Origin of the sequence: Listeria floridensis FSL S10-1187 (assembly GCF_000525875.1) — a bacterium.
Classification (GTDB): Bacteria; Bacillota; Bacilli; order Lactobacillales; family Listeriaceae; genus Listeria; species Listeria floridensis.
Window position 1 is genome coordinate 101,533 of the sequence record NZ_AODF01000008.1, and the last position, 22,305, is coordinate 123,837.

Consider the following 22,305-nt stretch of genomic DNA (forward strand, 5'->3'; position numbering starts at 1 on the left):
TGCAGGGTAATCCAGTAAAATATACTATAAGGGCTGGTGCAAGAAAATAATGGAGGAATCTAATTTATTACCGTTAGGAAGCATTGTTTACTTAAAAGAAGGGATACTACCTATTATGATTGTGACTAGGCAGCCTTTAATGGAAATTAACGATGACATTTATTTCTTTGATTATGCAGGGATAAATCATTTATCTGGGTTGAGTAATCTAAATGAAATTGTTTATTTTAATCAAGAAAATATAAGTACTATTCAGTTTCAAGGATACATAAGTGCTGATGAAGAAAGGGTACTGTCTGCACTTCAAGAGTGGCGGCAACAAAATAAGGAAATTCCTAAGGGAAAGATTATAAAAATGAATAAAACGAATTAAACTTTAAAAAAAGCTCTATAACTATATTTAATAAAGGAGCCCTGTAAAAGAACTAGGTGGATTAATTAAGCCTAGTTCTTTTTGTAAGTATAAAATGTAAACTGTGTCTACACTTTGCTTATGTTGATTTATTTTTGGGTAATAGTAATGGGGATATTAAAGGATAGAAAATAGATGTATCAAAGTATTTGGCATAAGAAAGATTCAATAGCTTGATTAAAAAAAGGCAACAGATTCGATGTCGTTCCATATCATTCTTTGGCTCTGATTTATCATAAAGGAGGAATAGAAATGACAGAAAAAACAAAGGGAAACAAAAATATCTTAAACCGTTTGAGACGTGTTGAAGGACAGGTACGGGGCATTCAGCAGATGATCGAAGCAGATCGGAAGACGACGGATATTTTAATACAGATTACTGCGGCAAGAAGTGCACTGAAAAATGTCGGGATAGCACTTGTAGAAGGTGAGGCGGATAAGGATGATGTTTCAGCGGAAATGCGTGAACTGATTCGAAAAATAGCGAATGGATTGTGAATGGAATTTTTATCTTTAGATTTGTTGTATTTTTCTTCGCAAAAAAGATACCATTCACACTGAAAAACTGGTAGAATAATAGAGTTAGAATTATTTTATACATAAAAAGGAGCCAGTTTCCTTATTTAGATAGAAAGCGGTGAATGTGGATGGAACAAGAACCACAAAATAAGCAGGAGCAAGAGGGCAAGGAAGAACCGAACAAAAAACAGCCCAAAGTAGGCTACGTTCGGATGCGGCTGTTTCCATTTATTATGCTCCTTTTCGCCTTTGTATTTGTAACGGCGCTTGTCACAACAATTGTGATGTCGCTCGGGGATGATAAGCAAGTGAAAGTCTCGATTCCAGAACGGAAAGAGTTTACAAAACTTTATAATGCGTATGATGAGATTAAAAAGAATTATTATGACAAAACGAATTCGTCGGATATGGTTGATGGAGCGATTAACGGCATGATTGGCTCGCTTGATGATCCGTATTCTACGTTTATGACGAAAAAGGAATCAAGCGATTTTAATGATACAATCAGTTCGAGTTTTGAAGGAATTGGTGCGGAAATCGGGGAAGAGGATGGACATATTATTGTCGTTTCGCCAATTAAAAATTCCCCTGCTGAAAAAGCAGGACTCAAATCACGCGACCAGATTCTTGAGGTAGACGGAAAATCAATCAAAGGAAATACAACAAGTGAAGCGATTAAAAAAAATTCGCGGCAAAAAAGGTACGGCTGTTACACTTACACTACAACGCGACGGTGTTGAAAAACCGTTTGAAATGAAAATCACTCGGGCAGAAATCCCGATTGAAACGGTTTATAAGGAAATGGGCAACGATAAGATTGCGCACGTGACGATTAGTACGTTCTCGGAAAATACGGCGGATGAATTTTTGAAGGCACTAAAAACGCTCGACAAAGAAGGAATGAAAGGGCTTGTTGTCGATTTACGAGGTAACCCTGGCGGCTTGCTCGACCAAGCAATTGCCATTTCGAATATCTTTGTTCCAGACGGTAAGGTTGTTGTTCAAGAGGAAGATAAAGACGGAAATAAATCCGCAGCAACAGCAGACAGTTCCGTAAATGACGATTATAAGGTGAAAGTTCCAACAACGATGCTGATTGACGGAGGCAGTGCAAGTGCTTCGGAAATTTTGGCGGCAGCAGCAAGCCAGTCCGGCGATGTGAAACTAGTTGGAACGAAATCCTTCGGTAAAGGAACGGTTCAAACAGCGAAAACAATGGATGATGGTTCGACGATTAAGCTCACGGTCGCTAAGTGGCTGACTCCTGACGGTACTTGGATAAATAAAAAAGGAATCACACCGGATAAAGTAATCAGCATGCCAGAATACGCATCGCTTACGGTTCCTTCAAGTAGCGAAAAGATGAAAGTCGGTGATTTCGGCGATCAAGTAAAAGTGGTTGAATCACTTTTAAAAGCACTTGACTATAATGTTGGTAAAGTAGACGGGCTATATGATGCAGATACGGCTTATGCGGTTGAGCGTTTCCAACTGGCAAATGACCTTAAAGCAACTGGAATTATGACTGGGAAAACAACTGAGAAATTGGTGGAAAAAATTCGTGAACAGTTGAAAGAAAATGACCCGCAACTTCATGCTGCAAAAGAAATGGTGAAATAATCCGGTCAAAGGGGGCGGCATTGTGGAAAATTATTTGGAAATTGAAACCGCAGTGAAACGTGTGCTCAGCAGTTTTAGGCACGATTTGGCAGGTGTTTTGGATGGCAGGCTGAGTGTTGGTGAATATCGCGTTCTCAGCCTAATTGAAAGCGGGATAACGAAGACAAGCGATTTGGCGAAAAAGCTGGATGTATCTGCAAGTCACATTACTTCGCTTACAGATGCGCTTGTTGCAATGAATTATATTACTCGCCAACGTTCGGAAACAGATCGCCGCATTATTCAGCTGTCGCTTACAAAAGAAGCTAAGCTGTTTGTTCAAAAAAGTAATAAAGAAAAACGCGAATTGATGATAAAACGCTTTTCGGTTTTTTCAGAAAGTGAGCAAGCTGAATTTAAGAGGCTACTGAAGAAATTATCAGATGATATTTAAAGAAACGTGACATAGAGACTAAAAAATTAGAGCGGCTTGCCGCTCTAATTTTTTCAGCTTAACAGCATGTGGATAATCTCAACAGAGAAGGAGATTGTCATGGGATTTAGAAAAGTATTTGTGACATTTTGGAAGAATTCTTTTCATTTTACTGGAAAAGCAACTCGGAGTGAGTTTTGATATACGTGACTTTGGATCTTACTTGTCTGTGTAGTATTCGCTTTTTTGCTTGATAGTCTGTTCGATATTTTTGAATGGATCACGATTATTCCAATGTTGGCGCAATTTGTGATGCTCGGATGCAGTTCACATAAAAGTATTGTGATCGTAATTGTCGGCAGCGATTTGTTTCGAACGCTCGTTTACATGCTTGTTTGAAAATAGAAGTGGCTTTATTTGGCGGGGCTGGCTCTTAATTATTGCTTCAATTGTCATCGGGCTAAATTAAAGGAAACCTCATTATCCATATAGGCAAGGTAAGCGAGAGCTGTTGAAGAATGAACATAGATTTTTTTGAAGGAGTGAATGAAATGACTATTTATTTTTACGGCTGTACCTCGATGGACGGCTATCTGGCGGATAAAAATCACCGAATCGACTGGTTGCACGAAACGGGGACGACCGAAGAAACAAGCTATGATGCGTTTTATGAGCAAATGGATATGATGGTAATGGGCAAGAAAACATTTGATGAAATTAAAGATATGGAAGGTTTGGCATCGTTTTATGCGAATACAGAGAATTATGTTTTTACACATGCTGATACACTTTCAGTTGAAAATTTTATCCCCATTTCTGGCGATGTAGTTGAATTTATTCAGTCGGTTCAAGCAGATAAAAATATTTGGGTTGTTGGTGGAAATGCTATTTTGGCTCCGCTATTAAATGCAGACATGGTGGATGTGCTTTATCTGCAAGTGGCTCCAGTGCTTCTTGGTGAAGGCATTCCGCTGTTTACACAAGAGGAAGGCTTGAAGCGGTTCAATCTGAAAAAAGTGAACCAGTACGGGCCATTTGCAGAAATGGTTTTTGAGAAATAAAAAAGTCCTAGCTGCGGCAAGCAGCTAGGACTTTTTGTTTTAATCAATTGGAACTGCCAATTTTTTCTCCGTACGACGTACACGGAAAGAGAGGACAATTGCGGCTGTGAAAAGCCCTGTACTAAGCCCAATCCAAAAGCCGTAAGCGCCAAGACTGCTAAGCGAAAGCACATAACCGACCGGAAGACCGATAATCCAATAAGAAATAAAAGCAACAACCGAAGTGACCGCAACATCCTTATAGCCGCGTAATGCGCCAAGAACAGGAGATAAGAGCGCATCGGCGAACTGGAATAAAATTGCGTACAACAGAAAAGTTGTAATCAGCCCCGCAAGTGATGCATCTTTTGTGTAAAGTTCGGCGACAGGTTGACGGAAGAAAAACAAGACGAACCCATTTAAAATCCCGATAGAAATCGCGGCGATCATGCCGATATGACGATAAACTTTTGCATTCTGAATCCGCTTAGCACCCGTCTCAAAGCCGACAAGGATCGTAAGCGAACTCGCAATGCTGAGCGGAAACGCGTAAAGAAGCGTACAAACACTATTGGCAGACTGATGGGCTGCGATCGTTTCGGTACCGAAATGACTCATCAAAATGGTGACGGCGGAGAAAATGCCCGTTTCAAACAAAATGGTTAATCCGTTTGGGACGCCAATAGCGATAATTTCACGAACTCTTTTACCCGAAAAAAAGGTTGGTTTTGAAAGGACATTAAACCGCTTGATTTTGCTGTGAATCGCGATTAAGAGAATCGAGACCGAGAGAACAAACCAGTAGGTAATGCCCGTCGCATAGCCGCTTCCCGCTCCGCCAAGTTCTGGGAAACCAAAGTTCCCGAAAATCAGCAAGTAGTTAAGTAAAATATTAATTGGCACTGTCGAAAGTGTCACAATCATGCTAATCCTTGTAAGACCAAGCGAATCAATGAACGATCTGAGAACCGCTGAAACAAAGAAAGCGGGTATCCCGATCGCTATCCCCGTTAAGAAATGTCGTGCTGTTTCTGCCACGCTTTTACTTAAACCCATATGATTCAAAATACTCGGCACTAAAAACAAATTGACAAGAATCAGTAAAAGAGCAAGCATGAGTGCCACATAGATACCATTATGTACAATTGTTTTGACATCACGTTCTTTTTTTTGCGCCGATCAACTGTGAAATAATCGGAGTGACAGCCATCAAAAGACCGGAAAAGCTGGCGTTGATCGGAGACCAAAGTGAGCTTCCGATTGCGACTCCGGCAAGCGCTTGATTCGAATAATGACCACTCATCGTCGTGTCGAAGAAAGCCATCGAAAAAAGTGCCAGCTGCGTAATGACAATCGGAGTAAAAATAATCAGAAATTGCTTCCATTTGTTGAAATAACTTGTTTGTTCAATCACACTGTTCACCCCTAACTTGAAAATTATAGCACAGAAAAAGGCTTTTTGGTTGATTTACTTTTTAGTCCTCTTCTGCTATAATTGGAAACCGTGACAAGGCGTATCCTTGTGGGTTGGGAGAGGGACAATTTCATATTGAGGTTGACTTCATGAAGAAAGGATTCGATCAATTTTTTCAGCTTGAAACAGAAGGAAGTTCTGTGAAACAAGAAGTTCTTGCGGGCATGATCGGTTTTTTTTACGGTCGTCTACATTATTGCAGTAAACAGCTCCATTCTTAAGGAAGCAGGAATGTCGTATCAAGGTGTAGTTCTTGCCACGATTTTGATTTCTGCATTCGGCTGTCTGCTCATGGGCTTTTGGGCCAATTTGCCGCTGATTTTAATGCCGGGAATGGGCATTAATGCACTCTTTACTTTTAGCCTTGTTCAAGGCATGGGATTATCCTTCGAGCAAGCTCTTGCCATCGTATGCGTATCCGGACTCATTTTCATTGTTCTTGCGTTTACGCCGCTTGCGCGGATGCTGAATGAAGCAATTCCGCTCGTTTTAAAGCAAGCGATTACGGTTGGACTTGGCTTGTTTTTGATTTTTCTCGGGCTTGAGAAAGGGCATGTTGTGGAACGCGGTGCGCATTCGATTTTAGCGCTTGGGCCGCTGAATGACAAATTTGTTCTTGCGACATTGCTTACGCTTCTTGTGACGATGATACTTTTGATACGGAAAGTTCCAGGAGCATTTTTAATCAGTATGCTACTTGGAACGGGAATCGGTTATCTATTTGGCGTTGCCGGTAAAGTAACGGATTCTTCGCTTAGCTTGGCACCGCTTAAAGATGTTTTTTTTTAAGATGGATTTCAGCGGCATTCTGGATGTGACATTTTGGACGGGCGTTTTCTCACTCACAATGGTTGTGGTATTTGAGACGGTCGGTCTTACTTACGGACAAGTTCGGCAGCTCAAGCACGAAGAACGACTAGGAAAAGTGCTACAAGTGAGTGCAATAACCGTGTTTTTCTCTGGAATGACAGGATCAAGTCCAACGGTTTCTGCGCTTGAAAGCAGCTCGATGTCTGCAAGCGGTGCACGAACTGGTCTTGCTTCGATCACAACGGGAATTCTATTTCTATGTGCCATTTTCTTGATGCCGTTTCTTAGTGTCATTCCAGGCAGTGCGGTCGCGCCGATTTTAATTGTGATCGGAATGTCAATGGTACAGGAAGTTAGGGAAATGAAGCTTCAAAATTCAGCTGATATTTTTTCAGCACTGCTGATTATTGTGCTAATTCCATTTACGTACAGTATTGCAGATGGTATCGCGGCAGGCTTTATCGCTTATCCGCTTTTAAATCTGTTCGTAAAGCAGAAAGAAAAAGTTTCCATTGCGATGTATATCATTGCTGCTTTATTTTTAGTTCAGTTTGTCATACAATGGATATAACCAACTTCGAAAGGCTGCCCCGGTCATATGGAGCAGCCTTTCTTTTGAAAAGAGGAAGTCTATGTATTATTATTATTTGATTACACTTGGCGTACTTATTGCTGATCAGTTTACAAAGTGGATTGTTGTTCAGCAAATGGAAATTGGCGAACGTATTACAGTAATCCCCGGATTTTTATACTGGTTCAGTTACCGAAATAACGGGGCAGCTTGGAGTATTTTAGAAGGAAAAATGTGGTTATTTTACATTATTACAGTTATCGTGGTGATTGCGATTATCTATATTATGGTAAAATATGCCAAAGGAAAACCACTTTTTTCAGTAAGCTTAGCACTGATTTTAGGCGGAGCGATCGGCAACTTTATTGACCGAATAATTCATAAAGAAGTGGTCGATTTTATTTCAACCGTTTGGGGCAGCTACCATTTTCCTATTTTCAACTTAGCAGACAGTGCGCTGTCGGTTGGAGTCGTCTTGATGCTACTGTACATTATTCTGGACGATCGTAAAACGAAAGGACAAGAGGAATGACTAAAAAAGTATTTCAAGTAGACGCGGACCTAAACGGAGAGCGTCTTGATAAAGCCTTAACCAATTTGAGTGGCGAGAGCCGGTCGCTTGTTCAGACACTTGTAAAAAAACAAGCCGTCTGGGTGAACGGGGAATTGCAAAAGGCTAATTATAAAGTAAAAACAGGTGATGAAATTGCTTATGAAGAACAAGAACCAGAAGAACTCACAATTGAACCTGAAAACATACCGCTCGATATTTATTTTGAAGATCACGACGTTCTCGTTGTAAATAAACCGCAAGGAATGGTTGTTCATCCCGCTGCCGGTCACACAAGCGGAACCCTTGTGAATGCACTGTTATATCATTGTAACGACTTATCAGGCATAAATGGAGTAGTTCGTCCCGGGATTGTCCACCGTATTGATAAAGACACATCCGGACTTCTGATGGTTGCTAAAAACGATGCAGCACATGAATCGCTTTCCGAACAGCTACGTGATAAAACAAGCGACAGAATCTATCTTGCACTTGTTCACGGTGACATCAAACATCAAAAAAGGAACTATAGAAGCTCCAATCGGACGTGCGAAAGAAGATCGGAAAAAAAATGGCGATCTCAGCTGACGGTAAAGAAGCACGAACTCATTTTGAAGTACTTGAGCGTTTCGGTGATTTCACATTGATCAAATGCAAACTGGATACAGGACGAACCCATCAAATTCGGGTGCACATGAAGTATATCGGACACCCGCTTGCGGGCGATCCGAAATACGGACCCAAAAATACAATTAAGGGAGAAGGGCAGTTTCTCCATGCAAGCGAACTCGGATTTACCCATCCAAAAACAGGAGAGCGGATGCATTTTGAAGCCCCACTTCCACAGATTTTCTCAGAAACACTCGATCAGCTCAGAAAAAACAGTTGACTAAAAAACCATTCTTTCGGTCACCGAAAGAATGGTTTTTGTGTTTCTGCTGATATAAGACATCTTTTTTCGTTTTGGTTTGGCGGGTTCTAAGATCAAGTTCATGAAATGGGCTTCTTTTTATTTCAGGATTTAAGAAACCTTCACGTACGCGCTTATCTCGCTGTTTTTTTTGCTTTAGATTTGGCCATAAGCCATTCCTCCTTTTCAAAGAAATCCCAGCTAGCTTAGCACGAGAAAAGTCGAAAGTCAACAAGACGAACCAAAATGATTGTGAATACGTAAAGTGAAACACCAATTCCAAATATTTCTTTTATCGCAGATTTTGTGCTAACATATATGAGGCTATTTGGATCAAGGAAATGCGAAAAGCAAAAAGAGCCACAACTTGATCGCAAAACGGACAGAAGAGGGAGGCATTATATATGACCTATGCACTTGAAATACAAGACTTAAAAAAAGTGTACGCAACAGGCGTTCAAGCCTTACGAGGAATTAACTTAAACGTCGAAGAAGGCGATTTTTATGCACTGCTCGGCCCAAACGGTGCTGGGAAATCGACAACCATTGGAATTATAACTTCACTTGTTAACAAAACATCTGGCAAAGTGAAAGTATTCGGATATGATCTTGACACCGACTTAGTGCGGGCGAAACAGCAAATCGGGCTAGTTCCGCAAGAATTCAATTTCAATCCGTTTGAAACTGTTCAGCAAATTGTGGTTAACCAAGCGGGTTATTACGGGGTTTCGCGCAAAGAAGCGATCAAACGCAGCGAAAAATATTTGAAGCAATCCGATTTATGGGAGAAGCGTCATGTGCGGGCACGCATGCTTTCCGGAGGGATGAAACGCCGCCTGATGATTGCCCGTGCACTCATGCATGAACCACGTCTTCTGATTCTTGACGAACCAACAGCTGGTGTTGACATTGAGCTGCGCCGCGAAATGTGGGAATTTCTTCGTGAGCTGAATGCAAACGGCACGACGATTATCCTTACAACCCATTACTTGGAAGAAGCAGAAATGCTTTGCCGCAATATCGGAATCATTCAATCAGGTGAACTGATCATCAATACAAGTATGAAATCGCTCCTATCAAAATTACAATTTGAAACCTTCATCTTTGATTTAGCCGATTCGAGCAAGACGCCGCAAATTGAAGGCTATAACAGTACACTTGAAGATGAACTGACGCTTGCCGTTGAAGTCGAGCGGGATCAAAATGTTAACCAAATCTTTGAGCAGCTAAGTGCACAAGGAATCAACGTACTTTCAATGCGTAATAAATCGAATCGTTTAGAAGAGCTGTTCCTAAAAATCACAGAAGAAAATCAGCGAGAGGAGGAGAAACATGTTTAACCTTTATTTCACAGCCTTAAAAAGCCTAGCCGTGAAAGAAACGAACCGTTATTTACGGATTTGGGTTCAAACCTTAGTACCGCCAGTGATTACGACTTCGCTTTATTTCGTGATCTTTGGAAATTTGATTGGCGGAAGAATCGGGGAAATGGCAGGTTTTTCCTACATGGAATTTATCGTGCCTGGGCTTATCATGATGTCTGTCATCACGAGTTCCTACGCAAACGTGTCGTCCTCGTTTTTCTCACAAAAGTTCCAGAAAAATATTGAAGAACTGCTGATTGCGCCGGTTCCGACTCACGTTATCATCTGGGGATTTGTCATCGGCGGCATGGGAAGAAGTATTCTCGTCGGAGCACTTGTAACTATCATTTCGCTCTTTTTCGTCCCGCTCCATGTTTTTTCTTGGTCGATGGTTATCCTAACACTCTTGATGACATCCATCTTATTCTCGCTTGCGGGCCTCTTAAATGGTATCTTCGCGCAGTCTTATGATGATGTATCCATCGTTCCAACATTTGTCTTGCAGCCATTAACCTATCTGGGCGGGGTTTTCTACGCCATTTCAATGCTACCGCCATTTTGGCAAATCGTTTCAAAAATCAATCCCATTGTTTATATGATTTCTGGATTCCGCTATGGCTTCCTAGGTGTAGCTGATCTGCCAGTAGTTGTATCCGTGTCAATTTTGGTTGGATTTATTGCTGTACTTTACATGGTCTGCTGGTATTTAATTGACCGCGGCCGCGGACTTAGAAGCTGATTAGAATATAAAAAAAAGAAACGAGCTGATAGTTCTCCTATCAGCTCGTTCTTTTTGCTTGCTGGAAAAAGCAAAATGATGTCTACACAAAGCCAATCATTTAACCCCCTAAATAAAAAAGAAAAACGATTGACAGCACACACTTTTTCAGGTAAGCTTATACCAGTTGAAAAAATCCTTTAAATGTAGTCCAGAGAGGCTAAGAAGGGAACGCTATTTGTACGGGGGCAAAACTGTCTTCATGCAAATCATTAGCTACGCGTATACCCTTTGCCGTCTCGGTAAAGGTTTTTTTGTGTGTAAAAGGAGGAGCTTTATGGGAGATCAGGTTGTCGTTATGGATGCCGCAGCCGTGAAGCGAGCGCTTACCCGCGTCAGTTATGAAATCGTTGAACGGAATAAAGGAACTGATAAGATAGCGATTGTTGGCATTAAAACCCGCGGTATTTACCTCGCGAAACGAATCAAAGAGCGGATTGATGCGCTTGAGGGAACAAACCTCCCGATTGGAAGCGTCGATATTACGCTTTACCGCGATGATCTAAGTTTCAAAGATGAAACAACAAAAGAGCCTTCTGTAAACGGCTCGGATATTCCTTTCTCACTCGAGGGGAAAAAAGTTATCTTGGTAGATGACGTATTATACACGGGGAGAACAGTGCGAGCAGCTATGGATGCGCTGATGGACATCGGCCGCCCTGACGAAATTAGTTTAGCAGTTCTTGCAGACCGAGGTCACCGTGAACTTCCAATTCGTGCTGATTTTGTCGGTAAAAATGTCCCAACTTCTAAAGGGGAACGCATCGAAGTCCACTTAGAAGAAGTAGACGGGGCAGAAGATGCCGTCTTTATCTTAAAAAAATAAACATACAACACTTTTTAAATGCAGTCCAGAGAGGCTTGCGAAGAGTGCCTTATAGATTTTCTTGGATTAGTATGTCTAACTCTAAGAAACCGTTAAGCAAACTCTTCGCAGACGCGAAGAGTTTTTTCGCGCAGAAGGGAGAAAAAAAATGGCAGAGCAAGCAAAACCAGTATTAGATATTCATGAAAAACCGACTTGGAACAAATGGATTATTTTAAGCATTCAGCACTTATTTACCATGTTCGGTTCTACTATTTTTGTACCAAGTGTGACGGGGATGAGTCCTGGTGTTGCGCTTGTTTCAAGCGGACTAGGTACACTCGCATACCTACTAATTACACGCGGGAAAATTCCTGCTTATCTCGGTTCATCCTTTGCTTTTATTCAACCGCTCAGCATGTTTATTCTTGAAGAACATTCGCCGGGTTCGGTTATGGTTGGAACGTTTTCCGTCGGGGTCGTTTATGCGATTGTTTCATTGATCGTTTATTATGCCGGAGTAGACTGGATTCAAAAAGTTCTTCCGCCAGTTGTTGTTGGACCCGTTATCATGGTTATTGGGCTCAGCCTTGCGCCAAGCGCTGCTAATATGGCGATGGGAACCAGTGCAAGTGCAGCAGATTACAACTGGCAATCGGTGGTTGTAGCACTGATTACACTTGCGGCAGCGATTATCGCAATGATGTTCTTCAAAGGCTTTCTCGGTCTGATTCCGATTCTCTTCGGTTTCTTCATCGGATACATTGCGGCGATTCCATTTGGACTTGTGGATTTTTCACTCGTAAAACAAGCAAGTTTCTTCCAAATTCCGGATTTTACCATTCCGTTTGTGACAGCTGATCCGGTTGTGACAGTGACGGTCATTGTTAGTATGGCGCCACTCGCGTTCGTTACAATGGCAGAACATATGGGTCATCAACTCGTACTAAATAAAATTACAAATAGCAACTTCTTTAAAGATCCTGGGTTGCACCGTTCGTTATTAGGTGATGGACTCGCATCGGTTGTCGCATCGCTTGTAGGCGGTCCTCCAGTGACTACTTATGGAGAAAATATAGGTGTGCTTGCTATTACACGGGTCTACAGCGTCTTTGTCATCGGCGGTGCCGCAGTCTTTGCCATTTTGTTCGGCTTTATCGGCTATATCAATGCAGTTATTACATCTGTTCCCCAAGCAGTTCTTGGCGGAATTTCGTTCCTCTTGTTCGGAGTTATCGCTTCAAGCGGGCTGCGAATGATGATCGACAATAAAATCGATTTAAATATCAATCGGAACCTCATCATTACATCTGTTGTTCTTGTGATTGGAATCGGCGGGTTCTTCGTGCAAATCAATTCAGTGAAGATTACCGGGATGGCAATGGCTGCTGTCGTAGGGATTCTTTTAAACTTAATTATTCCGGAGAAGAAAAAAGCCAGCTGATTGATTCTTGCCTCTTTTAGCTGCACTCTAAAAGAGGCATTTTTCTAGCCAAAATGAAATTTTAGAAAAAAGGATGGATGGATAATGAAACATTTAGTGTCAATGGAAGACTTGTCGTTAGAAGAAATCGAAGCACTGCTTGACCGAGCAGACGAGTTTAAGCGTGGCGCCAAATCCGATATGAGCGAGGAGCAGTTCATCGTCAATATGTTCTTTGAACCAAGTACGCGCACGCATTACAGCTTCGAAGTGGCGGAGCGGAAACTTGGCTTGCAAGTAGTCAGCTTCGATGCTGGGGAGTCAAGCGTAACAAAAGGCGAGACACTATATGATACTGTGCTGACCATGCAAGCACTTGGCGTACAGGCAGCCGTAATCAGACATCCTGATGAAAAATTCTATGAAAAACTGGCAGACCTTGAAATAGCCGTGATAAGCGGCGGTGACGGTTGCGGAGAGCATCCAAGCCAGTGCCTGCTTGATCTTTTCACAATTCGTGAACAGTTTGGGAGCTTCAAAGGCCTCAAAATAGCCATTGCTGGTGATATTCTCCACAGCCGAGTAGCGAATTCAAATATGAAAGTCTTGAAACGGCTTGGCGCAGAAATTTTCTTTGCCGGTCCAAAAGAATGGTTTGGTGAAGAAGCGCTTCTCTATGGACGTTACTTAACAACCGATGAAGCGGCTGAAATTGCAGATGTCATCATGCTTTTGCGCGTTCAGCATGAGCGGCATCAAAATGGATCAAACGGTTTTGAAAAGAAAGACTATCACGAGAAATACGGCTTGACAGAACAGCGTGCAGCAAAGATGAAGCAAGAAGCGATCATCATGCATCCAAGTCCAGTGAATCGTGATGTTGAAATTGCAAGTACGCTCGTTGAATCAGAAAAATCGCGGATTGTTGCACAAATGACAAATGGCGTTTTTGTTAGAATGGCAATTTTAGAAGCAGTAATGAATGAAAACAGAAAAGGGGCGGAAAAACATGTATCTAATTAAAGGTGGACAAATTGTGAACGAAATGGGAGATTTGGTCAAACAAGATGTGCTGATCGAAGACGACAAAATTATTAAAATCGCAGACGAAATCGAGAAAAGCGAAGCCGAAGTGATTGACGCGACAGGGAAAATCGTTGCACCGGGCTTAATTGACGTTCATGTTCATTTGCGCGAACCGGGCGGCGAACATAAAGAGACAATCGAATCCGGAACGAAAGCAGCCGCACGAGGTGGTTATACGACCGTTTGCGCGATGCCGAATACGAAGCCGGTACCTGATTCAAAAGAAAAAATGGAACAGCTCGTTAACCGTATAAACGAAACCGCAGCCGTTCGCGTGTTACCCTATGCCTCGATCACAAAAGAACTGGGAACCGAACAACTCGTTGATTTCAGCGGGTTGAAAGCAGCCGGAGCCTTTGCCTTTACAGATGACGGCGTTGGGGTTCAGCTTGCTGGAACGATGTATGAAGCGATGAAGCAGGCCGCAGCGCTTGATATGGCAGTTGTCGCGCATTGTGAAGATAATTCGCTTGTCTATGGCGGTGTTGTTCATGACGGAAAATTTGCAGCCGCAGAAGGCTTAAAAGGAATTCCAAATATCGCAGAATCCGTTCAAATTGCACGGGACGTGTTGCTTGCTGAGGCGGCAGGATGTCACTATCATGTTTGCCATATCTCGACGAAAGAATCAGTTCGTGCCGTAAGAGATGCCAAACGTGCCGGCATTCACGTTACAGCAGAAGTTTCACCGCATCATTTGCTTTTGAACGAAGAGGATATTCCGGGCAATATCGGCAATTGGAAAATGAACCCGCCGCTCCGTAGCAAAGCAGATCAGGAAGCGCTTCTTGAAGGACTTCTTGATGGGACGATCGACTTTATCGCAACCGATCATGCCCCGCATGCCGCGAGTGAAAAAAAATGTACCCATGCAAGAAGCGGCATTCGGGATTGTTGGACTTGAAACAGCCTTTCCGCTACTTTATACACATTTCGTTAAAACAGGCGAGTGGACACTTAAACAATTGCTCGACTGGATGACAGTGAAGCCGGCGGAAGCCTTCAAACTGCCATACGGAAAACTTGCTGTCGGTGACATAGCTGACATTACGATCATCGACTTGGCACGCGAAAAAGACATCAATCCGGATGAGTTCCTGTCGAAGGGGAAAAACACACCATTTGCAGGCGTTCGCTGCTCAGGATACCCAGTTGTAACAATCGCAGCCGGCAAGGTTGCGTATAAGGAGGAAGCATGATGGAAAAACGCATTCTACTACTTGAAGATGGGACATATTTTATCGGTGAGGCAATCGGTTCAGAGAAAGAAACCATCGGCGAAGTCGTGTTCAATACCGGCATGACCGGCTACCAAGAAACCATTACCGACCCGTCTTACTACGGTCAAATGATTACTTTCACCTATCCGCTTGTTGGCAATTATGGGATAAATCGCGATGATTTTGAGTCGATTCAGCCCGTTGTGAAAGGCGTCATCGTCCGAGAAGCCGCTGAATTTGCTTCCAATTGGCGCGAACAAATGACACTTAATGAATTTTTAAAAGAAAAAGATATTCCCGGGATTTCTGGGATTGATACACGCAAATTAACTAAAATGATTCGAAAAGAAGGAACGTTAAAAGGTCTGCTTGCCCCTTATACGAGCGAAACCGACCAAGAAAAATTGCTTCATCACTTGCGCTCCGTTCGGCTTAAAACCGACCAAGTAGCAGAAGTTTCCTCATCGAAGCCGTTCATCAGCCCAGGAGAAGGAAAACGTGTCGTCTTAGTTGATTTTGGAGTAAAAGGCTCGATTTTAAAAGAATTAAATAAACGCAATTGTCACGTCACGGTTGTCCCTTACAACACGAGTGCCGCTGAAATTCTAAGCATGCATCCCGACGGTGTCATGCTCTCCAATGGACCGGGAGACCCAAAAGATGTACCCGAAGCAATCGAAATGATTAGGGGGATTCAAGGTGTCATTCCACTTTTCGGCATTTGCCTTGGACATCAGCTATTTGCGCTCGCGAACGGGGCAGATACCTTTAAACTCAAATTTGGCCATCGCGGCGCCAACCATCCTGTAAAAGAACTGGCGAGCGGACGAGTCGATTTTACCGCTCAAAATCATGGTTATGCAGTCGATGCAGACTCCGTTTCTGGAACAGACATGGTCGTGACCCATATCGAATTAAACGACGGCACAGTTGAAGGACTTGCCCATGCAAATTATCCGGCATACACAGTACAGTACCATCCAGAAGCGAATCCGGGACCAGATGATGTGAACTATCTATTTGATCAATTTATCGAAATGATGGACTTAGAACGGGAAGGACGGATGACAAATGCCTAAAAGAACAGATATAGAAACGATCCTTGTGATCGGAAGCGGCCCAATCGTGATTGGCCAAGCGGCAGAGTTTGACTATGCAGGAACACAAGCGTGCTTAAGTCTGAAGGAAGAAGGCTATCGTGTCGTACTCGTTAACTCCAACCCAGCGACCATCATGACAGACGTCGAAATGGCAGACAAAGTCTACATTGAGCCGATTACGCTCGACTTCGTCTCGCGCATTATCAGAAAAGAGCGACCTTCTGCGATTTTACCAACACTCGGCGGCCAAACTGGCTTAAACATGGCGATGGAACTTGCGAATGCCGGCATCCTTGAAGAAATGAATGTCGAAGTACTTGGAACTGATCTTACGGCAATCAAAAAAGCCGAAGACCGCGAAGAATTCCGCAACTTGATGCGTGAACTGAATCAACCTGTTCCAGAAAGTGAAATTATCCATTCGCTTGAAGAAGCCCGCAGTTTTGTTGAAGAAATCGGTTATCCAGTAATCGTTCGTCCGGCTTATACACTTGGCGGATCGGGCGGCGGTATTTGCCATAACGATAGTGACTTGCATGAAATCGTGGCAAGCGGCTTAAAACTAAGCCCCGTTACGCAGTGCCTGCTCGAAAAAAGCATTGCCGGCTTTAAAGAAATCGAATATGAAGTTATGCGTGATTCCAATGATAATGCGATGGTCGTCTGCAATATGGAAAATATCGACCCAGTCGGTGTACATACTGGCGATTCGATCGTAGTGGCTCCAAGCCAAACACTTTCAGATCGAGAATACCAAATGCTGCGCGATGTGTCGCTTAAAATTATCCGCGCGCTTGAAATTGAAGGCGGCTGTAACGTTCAGCTTGCGCTTGATCCAGACAGCTATGACTATTATGTAATTGAAGTGAATCCGCGTGTCAGCAGAAGCTCGGCGCTCGCATCGAAAGCGACCGGCTATCCGATTGCAAAATTGGCTGCTAAAATTGCCGTGGGACTAACACTTGATGAAATCAAAAACCCAGTAACTGAAACCACTTATGCGCACTTTGAACCCGCGCTTGACTATGTCGTTGCAAAAATTCCGCGCTTCCCGTTCGATAAATTTGAATCGGGCGACCGGAGACTTGGCACACAAATGAAAGCAACTGGCGAAGTGATGGCGATTGGCCGGAGCTGGGAAGAAGCCTTGCTGAAAGCTGTCCGCTCGCTTGAAATCGGCTGCGATCATTTGTATCTTGAAGAAGCAGAACAAGCTTCGGATGAAGAACGCGACCAAAAAATCCGCTTCCCAGAAGATGATCGTTTATTTTTCCTTGCAGCCGCACTGAGAAAAGGCGAAACGATCGAAAGTTTGCATGAGAAGACGAAAATCGATTTATTCTTCCTCCATAAGCTGAAGAAAATCATAGATATGGAACAGCAGGTTAGGGAAAACAAATTCGCCAAGGAAACCTTACACGAAGCGAAGCGCCTTGGCATTTCGGACGCATTCCTTGCCAAAGTTTGGGAAGTTCCAGAGCAAGAAATCTATGCACTCCGGAAAGAAGCAGATATTTTCCCTGTCTTTAAAATGGTAGACACTTGCGCGGCCGAGTTTGAATCCGCGACACCTTACTTTTACAGCAGCTATGAAGATGAAAACGAGTCGCTCCGCTCGGAAAAAGAAAGCGTGATTGTACTTGGTAGCGGTCCAATCCGGATCGGACAAGGCGTTGAGTTTGACTACGCGACGGTTCATTCCGTTTGGGCCATCCAACAAGCAGGCTACGAAGCGATTATCATCAATAACAATCCAGAAACCGTTTCAACCGATTTCTCGATTTCCGATAAGCTGTACTTTGAACCGCTAACGCTTGAAGATGTGATGCATGTCATCGAACTCGAGCAGCCGATCGGTGTTGTCGTCCAGTTTGGCGGTCAAACAGCGATCAACCTCGCAGAAGGCCTTGCAGCGCGCGGTGTCAAAATTCTCGGTACGAGTCTCGAAGACATTGACCGCGCTGAAAACCGGGATGAATTCGAGAAGGCGCTTGCTGAACTTGGGATTCCGCAACCGGCTGGAAAAACGGCTACATCAGTCGATGAAGCCGTAAAAGTGGCAGACCGAATCGGCTATCCCGTCCTTGTTCGTCCATCTTATGTGCTCGGCGGGCGTGCAATGGAAATTGTCGAATCAGAAGAAGCATTGCGTTATTACATGGAAAATGCCGTAAAAGTGAATCCAAAACATCCTGTACTGGTTGACCGCTATGTGAGCGGACGCGAGGTCGAAGTGGATGCAATCAGTGACGGGGAAACAGTTCTGATTCCGGGTATCATGGAGCACATCGAACGTGCAGGCGTTCACTCGGGCGATTCAATTGCGGTTTATCCTTCGCAAAGTTTAAGCGCCGCCGTGAAAGAAGCGATTACGGATTATACAACGAAGCTTGCGAAAGGACTTGGCATCATCGGGATGCTGAACATTCAATATGTCGTAAGCGGCGAAGAAGTATTTGTGATTGAAGTCAATCCGCGCTCAAGTAGAACTGCGCCATTCTTAAGCAAAATTACGGAAATTCCGATGGCGAACCTCGCGACGAAAGTGATTCTTGGACAAAAGCTGGCTGATTTAGGTTACGGTACAGGGCTTGCTCCAGAAAAACAAGAAATCTTCGTGAAGGTTCCGGTCTTCTCGTTTGCCAAACTGCGCAGTGTGGATACCTCACTCGGCCCAGAAATGAAATCAACAGGTGAAGTGATGGGGAAAGATGTGACACTTGAAAAAGCCCTCTACAAAGGTTTTGTTGCAAGCGGAACAAAGCTGCCGGATTACGGTACGGTTCTTCTGACTGTGGCAGACCGCGATAAAGCGGAAGCGATTAAACTGGCAGAGCGCTTTAACAAAATCGGCTTTACGATCATGGCAACATCTGGAACAGCTAAAGCGCTTGAAGCAGAACAAATTCCGGTACAAGCGGTTAAAAAAAATCGGCGAAAATCACGAAACATTGATTGATTATATTCGAAATGGTCAAATTGCGCTCGTTGTAAATACGATGACAAGCGGGAAACGCAAGGAACGCGACGGCTTCCAAATTCGACGTGAATCAGTTGAAAATGGGGTAGCGGTTTGTACTTCGCTTGATACCGCTGAGGCAATTTTAAGGGTGCTTGAATCACGCTCATTTGAACTGGAAGCCATTCAAGCCAACTAAAAGAAACGGGAAGCGGGGACGAGAAATGGATTTTGAAAATATGAAAGTCGTACGGCAAACTGAAATAGCTGATCAAATTTTCGAATTGGTTCTCTCTGGCAAAAATGTCGCCGGGATGAAACCGGGGCAGTTCTTGATGGTGCGCCCGGCGCGGGAAGATTTGCTTTTAAGACGCCCGATCAGTATTGCTGCCTATGATAAGGAAAAGTCGGAATGCACATTAATTTACCGCGCGAGCGGCGACGGAACGAAAGCGATGGCAAATTTGCAAGCAGGAAATACGGCTGATGTGATTGGTCCACTTGGTAGCGGTTTTCCGGTAGAGGATTTAATGGGCAAAGAAGTACTGCTTGTCGGAGGCGGAATCGGAGTTCCGCCGCTATACGAGCTTGGGAAAGAACTTGCTGGAAAAGGGGCTAAGGTGACATTCATCAGTGGATTTGAATCGAAGAAGGACGCTTTTTTGGTCGATGAAATGAGCGAATTCGGCGAGGTTTATGTCAGCACGGTAGATGGATCGCTTGGAACTAAAGGATTTGTAACAGATGTAACAAAGGAACTTTCGATCACACCGAAACGCGTTTACAGCTGCGGTCCGCTCGCGATGCTAAAAGCGGTTCAAGCCGCTTATCCGGGAAGTAGCACTTATCTTTCGCTTGAAGAACGAATGGCTTGCGGAATTGGTGCTTGCTACGCTTGTGTTTGCGAGTCGGCAAAAGAAGGTATTCAGCAATTTAAAGTCTGTACTGACGGCCCGGTTTTTCGGGCAGATGAGGTGAAACTATGAATCGGTTAGCAGTTAAAATACCTGGACTCGACTTGAAAAATCCTGTGATGCCTGCTTCCGGCTGTTTCGGATTTGGCCGTGAATACGCTGATTTATATGATTTGAATAAGCTTGGAGCTATCATGATTAAAGCGTGTACCCCAGAACCGCGGCTTGGCAATCCAACACCGCGTGTAGCGGAAACCCCAAGCGGAATGTTAAATGCGATCGGCTTGCAAAACCCCGGTCTTGAAAAAATTATGGCGGAGGAACTTCCATTTCTTGAACACTATGAGACACCGATCATCGCGAACGTTGCGGGAGCGACACAAGAGGATTATGTTGAAGTGTGCGCGCGCATCGGCGACAGCCCAGCTGTTAAAGCGATTGAACTAAATATCTCATGTCCGAATGTAAAAGAAGGTGGCATTACATTTGGAACCGATCCTGAGGTGGCGCACCGCTTAACAAAAGCTGTAAAGGAAGTGGCGAAAGTTCCGGTTTATGTCAAACTCAGCCCGAATGTGACAGATATTGTAGCGATTGCGCAAGCGATTGAAGCGGCAGGAGCAGATGGGCTTACGATGATCAATACGCTGCTTGGGATGCGAATCGATTTGAAAACTCGTCGCCCGATTATTGCGAATCAAACAGGCGGACTTTCCGGACCTGCGATTAAACCTGTCGCGATCCGAATGATTCATCAAGTACGAACGGTCTCCAATTTGCCGATTATCGGAATGGGTGGCATTGCAACGGTGGATGATATTCTTGGATTTTTGATTGCCGGCGCTGATGCGGTTGCTGTTGGAACGATGAACTTTACCGACCCGTTTATTTGTCCGAAGCTGATCGAGGCACTTCCAAAGCGGATGGATGAACTCGGAATTGAAAGCCTAAGTGATCTTAAAAAGGAGCGAAATAAATGATAATGACAGACCCGATTATTGCGCTTGATTTTCCTTCTGCTCATGAAGCGGAAGCCTTTCTAAGCCGTTTTCAGAATCAAAAACTAGCGCTTAAAGTTGGAATGGAGCTGTTTTATGCAGAAGGACCGGAATTCGTCCTTCGATTGAAAGAACAAGGTCACTTCGTCTTTCTCGACTTAAAACTACACGACATTCCAAACACAGTAGAACGAGCGATGACGTCACTTGCCCGACTTGGTGTTGATCTCGTTAATGTACACGCAGCCGGCGGCAAAAAGATGATGGAGGCTGCACTGAGAGGTCTTGAAGCGGGTAGTAAAACAAGTGGTATGCGACCGAAATTAATAGCAGTCACTCAGCTTACAAGCACAAGCGAAGCCGAAATGCAGCAAGAGCAATTGATCCCAGTTCCGCTAGAAGAATCAGTTCTTCATTACAGCAAACTGGCAGAGCAAGCCGGTCTTGACGGCGTGGTTTGTTCTTCACTTGAAGCGTCTGCGATTAAACAGCATACACGTGCCGATTTTCTATGTGTTACGCCGGGAATTCGGATGTCAGCTGATTCAAGCGATGATCAAAAACGTGTTGTCACACCACGCGAAGCACGTGATCGAAAAGCAAGTGCGATCGTTGTCGGACGTCCGATTACACGTGCTGAAAATCCAAAAGAAGCTTACGAAGAGGTAACAAAGGAGTGGAACAAATGACAGCGAAACAAACTGCTGAAGCGTTATTAAAAATTAAAGCCGTATTTTTACAACCAAATGATCCGTTTACTTGGGCATCAGGGATCAAATCCCCGATTTATTGCGATAATCGTTTGACACTTGGATTTCCAGAAATCCGTAAGATGATCGCACAAAATTTGGCAGACTTGATTCGGCGCGACTATAGCGACGCTGACGTCATTGCTGGAACAGCGACAGCGGGAATTCCTCATGCGGCATGGGTGAGTGATATTCTTGATCTGCCAATGGTCTATGTGCGCGGCGAAGCGAAAAAACACGGTAAAAGGCAATCAAATTGAAGGCCCCATTAAACCTGGGCAAAAAGTTGTTGTGATTGAAGACTTGATTTCAACTGGCGGAAGCTCGCTTAAAGCAGTGGAAGCATTAGAAGCAGCTGGATGCGATGTGCTTGGTATCGCTGCGATTTTTACTTATGGACTACCGGAAGGGAAGCGGCGTTTTGAAGAAGCGGGCGTAAAACTTGAGACGCTTACAAATTACGACACCTTAATTGAAGTGGCGCTTGCTGAAGGCTATGTGACAGACGCGGATATGGAAACATTGCGCGAGTGGAAAAAAGATCCGGCCGGATTTCGTTAACTAGCAACTCAATTTTAACTAGAAAATGAA

General features: G+C 43.8%; 16 protein-coding genes and 7 pseudogenes. 21 read left to right on the forward strand and 2 right to left on the reverse strand.

What is annotated here, in order from left to right; translation table 11 throughout:
• Nucleotides 1-49 precede the first annotated feature (49 nt).
• From MFLO_RS04755 to MFLO_RS04775, 6 genes and pseudogenes are all read left to right on the forward strand, one after another.
• Complete coding sequence (locus tag MFLO_RS04755; RefSeq protein ID WP_036096737.1) at nucleotides 50-373, forward strand: DUF4176 domain-containing protein; 324 nt, start codon at nucleotides 50-52, stop codon at nucleotides 371-373.
• Nucleotides 374-664: 291 nt separating this feature from the next.
• Entirely contained in the window at nucleotides 665-910 is a 246-nt protein-coding gene (locus MFLO_RS04760; protein WP_036096739.1) for a metal-sensitive transcriptional regulator, read from the forward strand.
• Between the two features lie 149 nt (nucleotides 911-1,059).
• Nucleotides 1,060-2,551: pseudogene (locus MFLO_RS04765) on the forward strand (lmo1851 family serine protease).
• A 22-nt stretch (nucleotides 2,552-2,573) separates the two neighbouring features.
• Nucleotides 2,574-2,984 carry a MarR family winged helix-turn-helix transcriptional regulator gene (locus MFLO_RS04770; RefSeq protein WP_036096741.1) on the forward strand — a complete coding sequence of 137 codons (411 nt, stop codon included), beginning with the start codon at nucleotides 2,574-2,576 and terminating at the stop codon, nucleotides 2,982-2,984.
• 225 nt (nucleotides 2,985-3,209) lie between these two features.
• Nucleotides 3,210-3,362 carry a hypothetical protein gene (locus MFLO_RS15550; protein WP_156065829.1) on the forward strand — a complete coding sequence of 51 codons (153 nt, stop codon included), beginning with the start codon at nucleotides 3,210-3,212 and terminating at the stop codon, nucleotides 3,360-3,362.
• Between the two features lie 152 nt (nucleotides 3,363-3,514).
• Nucleotides 3,515-4,024 (forward strand): dihydrofolate reductase family protein, encoded by a 510-nt coding sequence (locus MFLO_RS04775; RefSeq protein WP_036096813.1) that lies wholly within the window; start codon nucleotides 3,515-3,517, stop codon nucleotides 4,022-4,024.
• Nucleotides 4,025-4,063: 39 nt separating this feature from the next.
• Here the strand turns inward: MFLO_RS04775 and MFLO_RS04780 are convergent.
• Nucleotides 4,064-5,414 (reverse strand): annotated as a pseudogene (locus tag MFLO_RS04780) (MATE family efflux transporter).
• A gap of 152 nt (nucleotides 5,415-5,566) precedes the next feature.
• On the opposite strand from MFLO_RS04780, the pseudogene MFLO_RS04785 reads away from it, so the two are divergent.
• The 3 genes and pseudogenes from MFLO_RS04785 to MFLO_RS04795 all read left to right on the forward strand — a co-directional run bounded on the left by MFLO_RS04785 (nucleotide 5,567) and on the right by MFLO_RS04795 (nucleotide 8,297).
• Nucleotides 5,567-6,858, forward strand: a pseudogene (locus MFLO_RS04785) (NCS2 family permease).
• A gap of 61 nt (nucleotides 6,859-6,919) precedes the next feature.
• Nucleotides 6,920-7,390: a signal peptidase II gene (lspA, locus tag MFLO_RS04790; RefSeq protein WP_036096742.1), complete on the forward strand. Its 471-nt coding sequence runs from the start codon at nucleotides 6,920-6,922 to the stop codon at nucleotides 7,388-7,390.
• Nucleotides 7,387-8,297: pseudogene (locus MFLO_RS04795) on the forward strand (RluA family pseudouridine synthase). The gene lspA and the pseudogene MFLO_RS04795 overlap by 4 nt, the downstream one beginning before the upstream one ends.
• Here the strand turns inward: MFLO_RS04795 and MFLO_RS16290 are convergent.
• Complete coding sequence (locus MFLO_RS16290) at nucleotides 8,281-8,508, reverse strand: hypothetical protein (protein ID WP_036096815.1); 228 nt, start codon at nucleotides 8,506-8,508, stop codon at nucleotides 8,281-8,283. The pseudogene MFLO_RS04795 and the gene MFLO_RS16290 sit on opposite strands and share 17 nt — an antisense overlap.
• Nucleotides 8,509-8,722: 214 nt before the next feature.
• Here MFLO_RS16290 and MFLO_RS04805 point away from each other — a divergent pair, with 214 nt between their 5' ends.
• From MFLO_RS04805 to pyrE, 12 genes and pseudogenes are all read left to right on the forward strand, one after another.
• Nucleotides 8,723-9,658 carry an ABC transporter ATP-binding protein gene (locus MFLO_RS04805; protein WP_036096743.1) on the forward strand — a complete coding sequence of 312 codons (936 nt, stop codon included), beginning with the start codon at nucleotides 8,723-8,725 and terminating at the stop codon, nucleotides 9,656-9,658.
• The gene (locus MFLO_RS04810) at nucleotides 9,651-10,421 is read left to right on the forward strand and encodes an ABC transporter permease (protein WP_036096744.1); all 771 of its coding nucleotides are present in this window, start codon (nucleotides 9,651-9,653) and stop codon (nucleotides 10,419-10,421) included. The genes MFLO_RS04805 and MFLO_RS04810 overlap by 8 nt, the downstream gene beginning before the upstream one ends.
• A gap of 316 nt (nucleotides 10,422-10,737) precedes the next feature.
• Entirely contained in the window at nucleotides 10,738-11,286 is a 549-nt protein-coding gene (gene pyrR / locus MFLO_RS04815) for a bifunctional pyr operon transcriptional regulator/uracil phosphoribosyltransferase PyrR (protein ID WP_036096746.1), read from the forward strand.
• 148 nt (nucleotides 11,287-11,434) lie between these two features.
• Entirely contained in the window at nucleotides 11,435-12,709 is a 1,275-nt protein-coding gene (locus tag MFLO_RS04820; RefSeq protein WP_036096747.1) for a solute carrier family 23 protein, read from the forward strand.
• Nucleotides 12,710-12,793: 84 nt separating this feature from the next.
• Entirely contained in the window at nucleotides 12,794-13,711 is a 918-nt protein-coding gene (locus MFLO_RS04825; protein WP_036096748.1) for an aspartate carbamoyltransferase catalytic subunit, read from the forward strand.
• Nucleotides 13,698-14,973, forward strand: a pseudogene (locus MFLO_RS04830) (dihydroorotase). Before MFLO_RS04825 ends, MFLO_RS04830 begins: the two are co-directional and overlap by 14 nt.
• The gene (locus tag MFLO_RS04835; protein WP_036096749.1) at nucleotides 14,973-16,073 is read left to right on the forward strand and encodes a carbamoyl phosphate synthase small subunit; all 1,101 of its coding nucleotides are present in this window, start codon (nucleotides 14,973-14,975) and stop codon (nucleotides 16,071-16,073) included. Before MFLO_RS04830 ends, MFLO_RS04835 begins: the two are co-directional and overlap by 1 nt.
• Nucleotides 16,066-19,252: pseudogene (gene carB, locus MFLO_RS04840) on the forward strand (carbamoyl-phosphate synthase large subunit). The gene MFLO_RS04835 and the pseudogene carB overlap by 8 nt, the downstream one beginning before the upstream one ends.
• 25 nt (nucleotides 19,253-19,277) lie before the next feature.
• Nucleotides 19,278-20,039 (forward strand): dihydroorotate dehydrogenase electron transfer subunit, encoded by a 762-nt coding sequence (locus tag MFLO_RS04845; RefSeq protein ID WP_036096751.1) that lies wholly within the window; start codon nucleotides 19,278-19,280, stop codon nucleotides 20,037-20,039.
• Nucleotides 20,036-20,947 (forward strand): dihydroorotate dehydrogenase, encoded by a 912-nt coding sequence (locus MFLO_RS04850; RefSeq protein ID WP_036096752.1) that lies wholly within the window; start codon nucleotides 20,036-20,038, stop codon nucleotides 20,945-20,947. Before MFLO_RS04845 ends, MFLO_RS04850 begins: the two co-directional genes overlap by 4 nt.
• A gap of 2 nt (nucleotides 20,948-20,949) precedes the next feature.
• Complete coding sequence (gene pyrF, locus MFLO_RS04855; RefSeq protein ID WP_036096817.1) at nucleotides 20,950-21,654, forward strand: orotidine-5'-phosphate decarboxylase; 705 nt, start codon at nucleotides 20,950-20,952, stop codon at nucleotides 21,652-21,654.
• Nucleotides 21,651-22,275 (forward strand): annotated as a pseudogene (pyrE, locus tag MFLO_RS04860) (orotate phosphoribosyltransferase). The gene pyrF and the pseudogene pyrE overlap by 4 nt, the downstream one beginning before the upstream one ends.
• Nucleotides 22,276-22,305 lie beyond the last annotated feature (30 nt).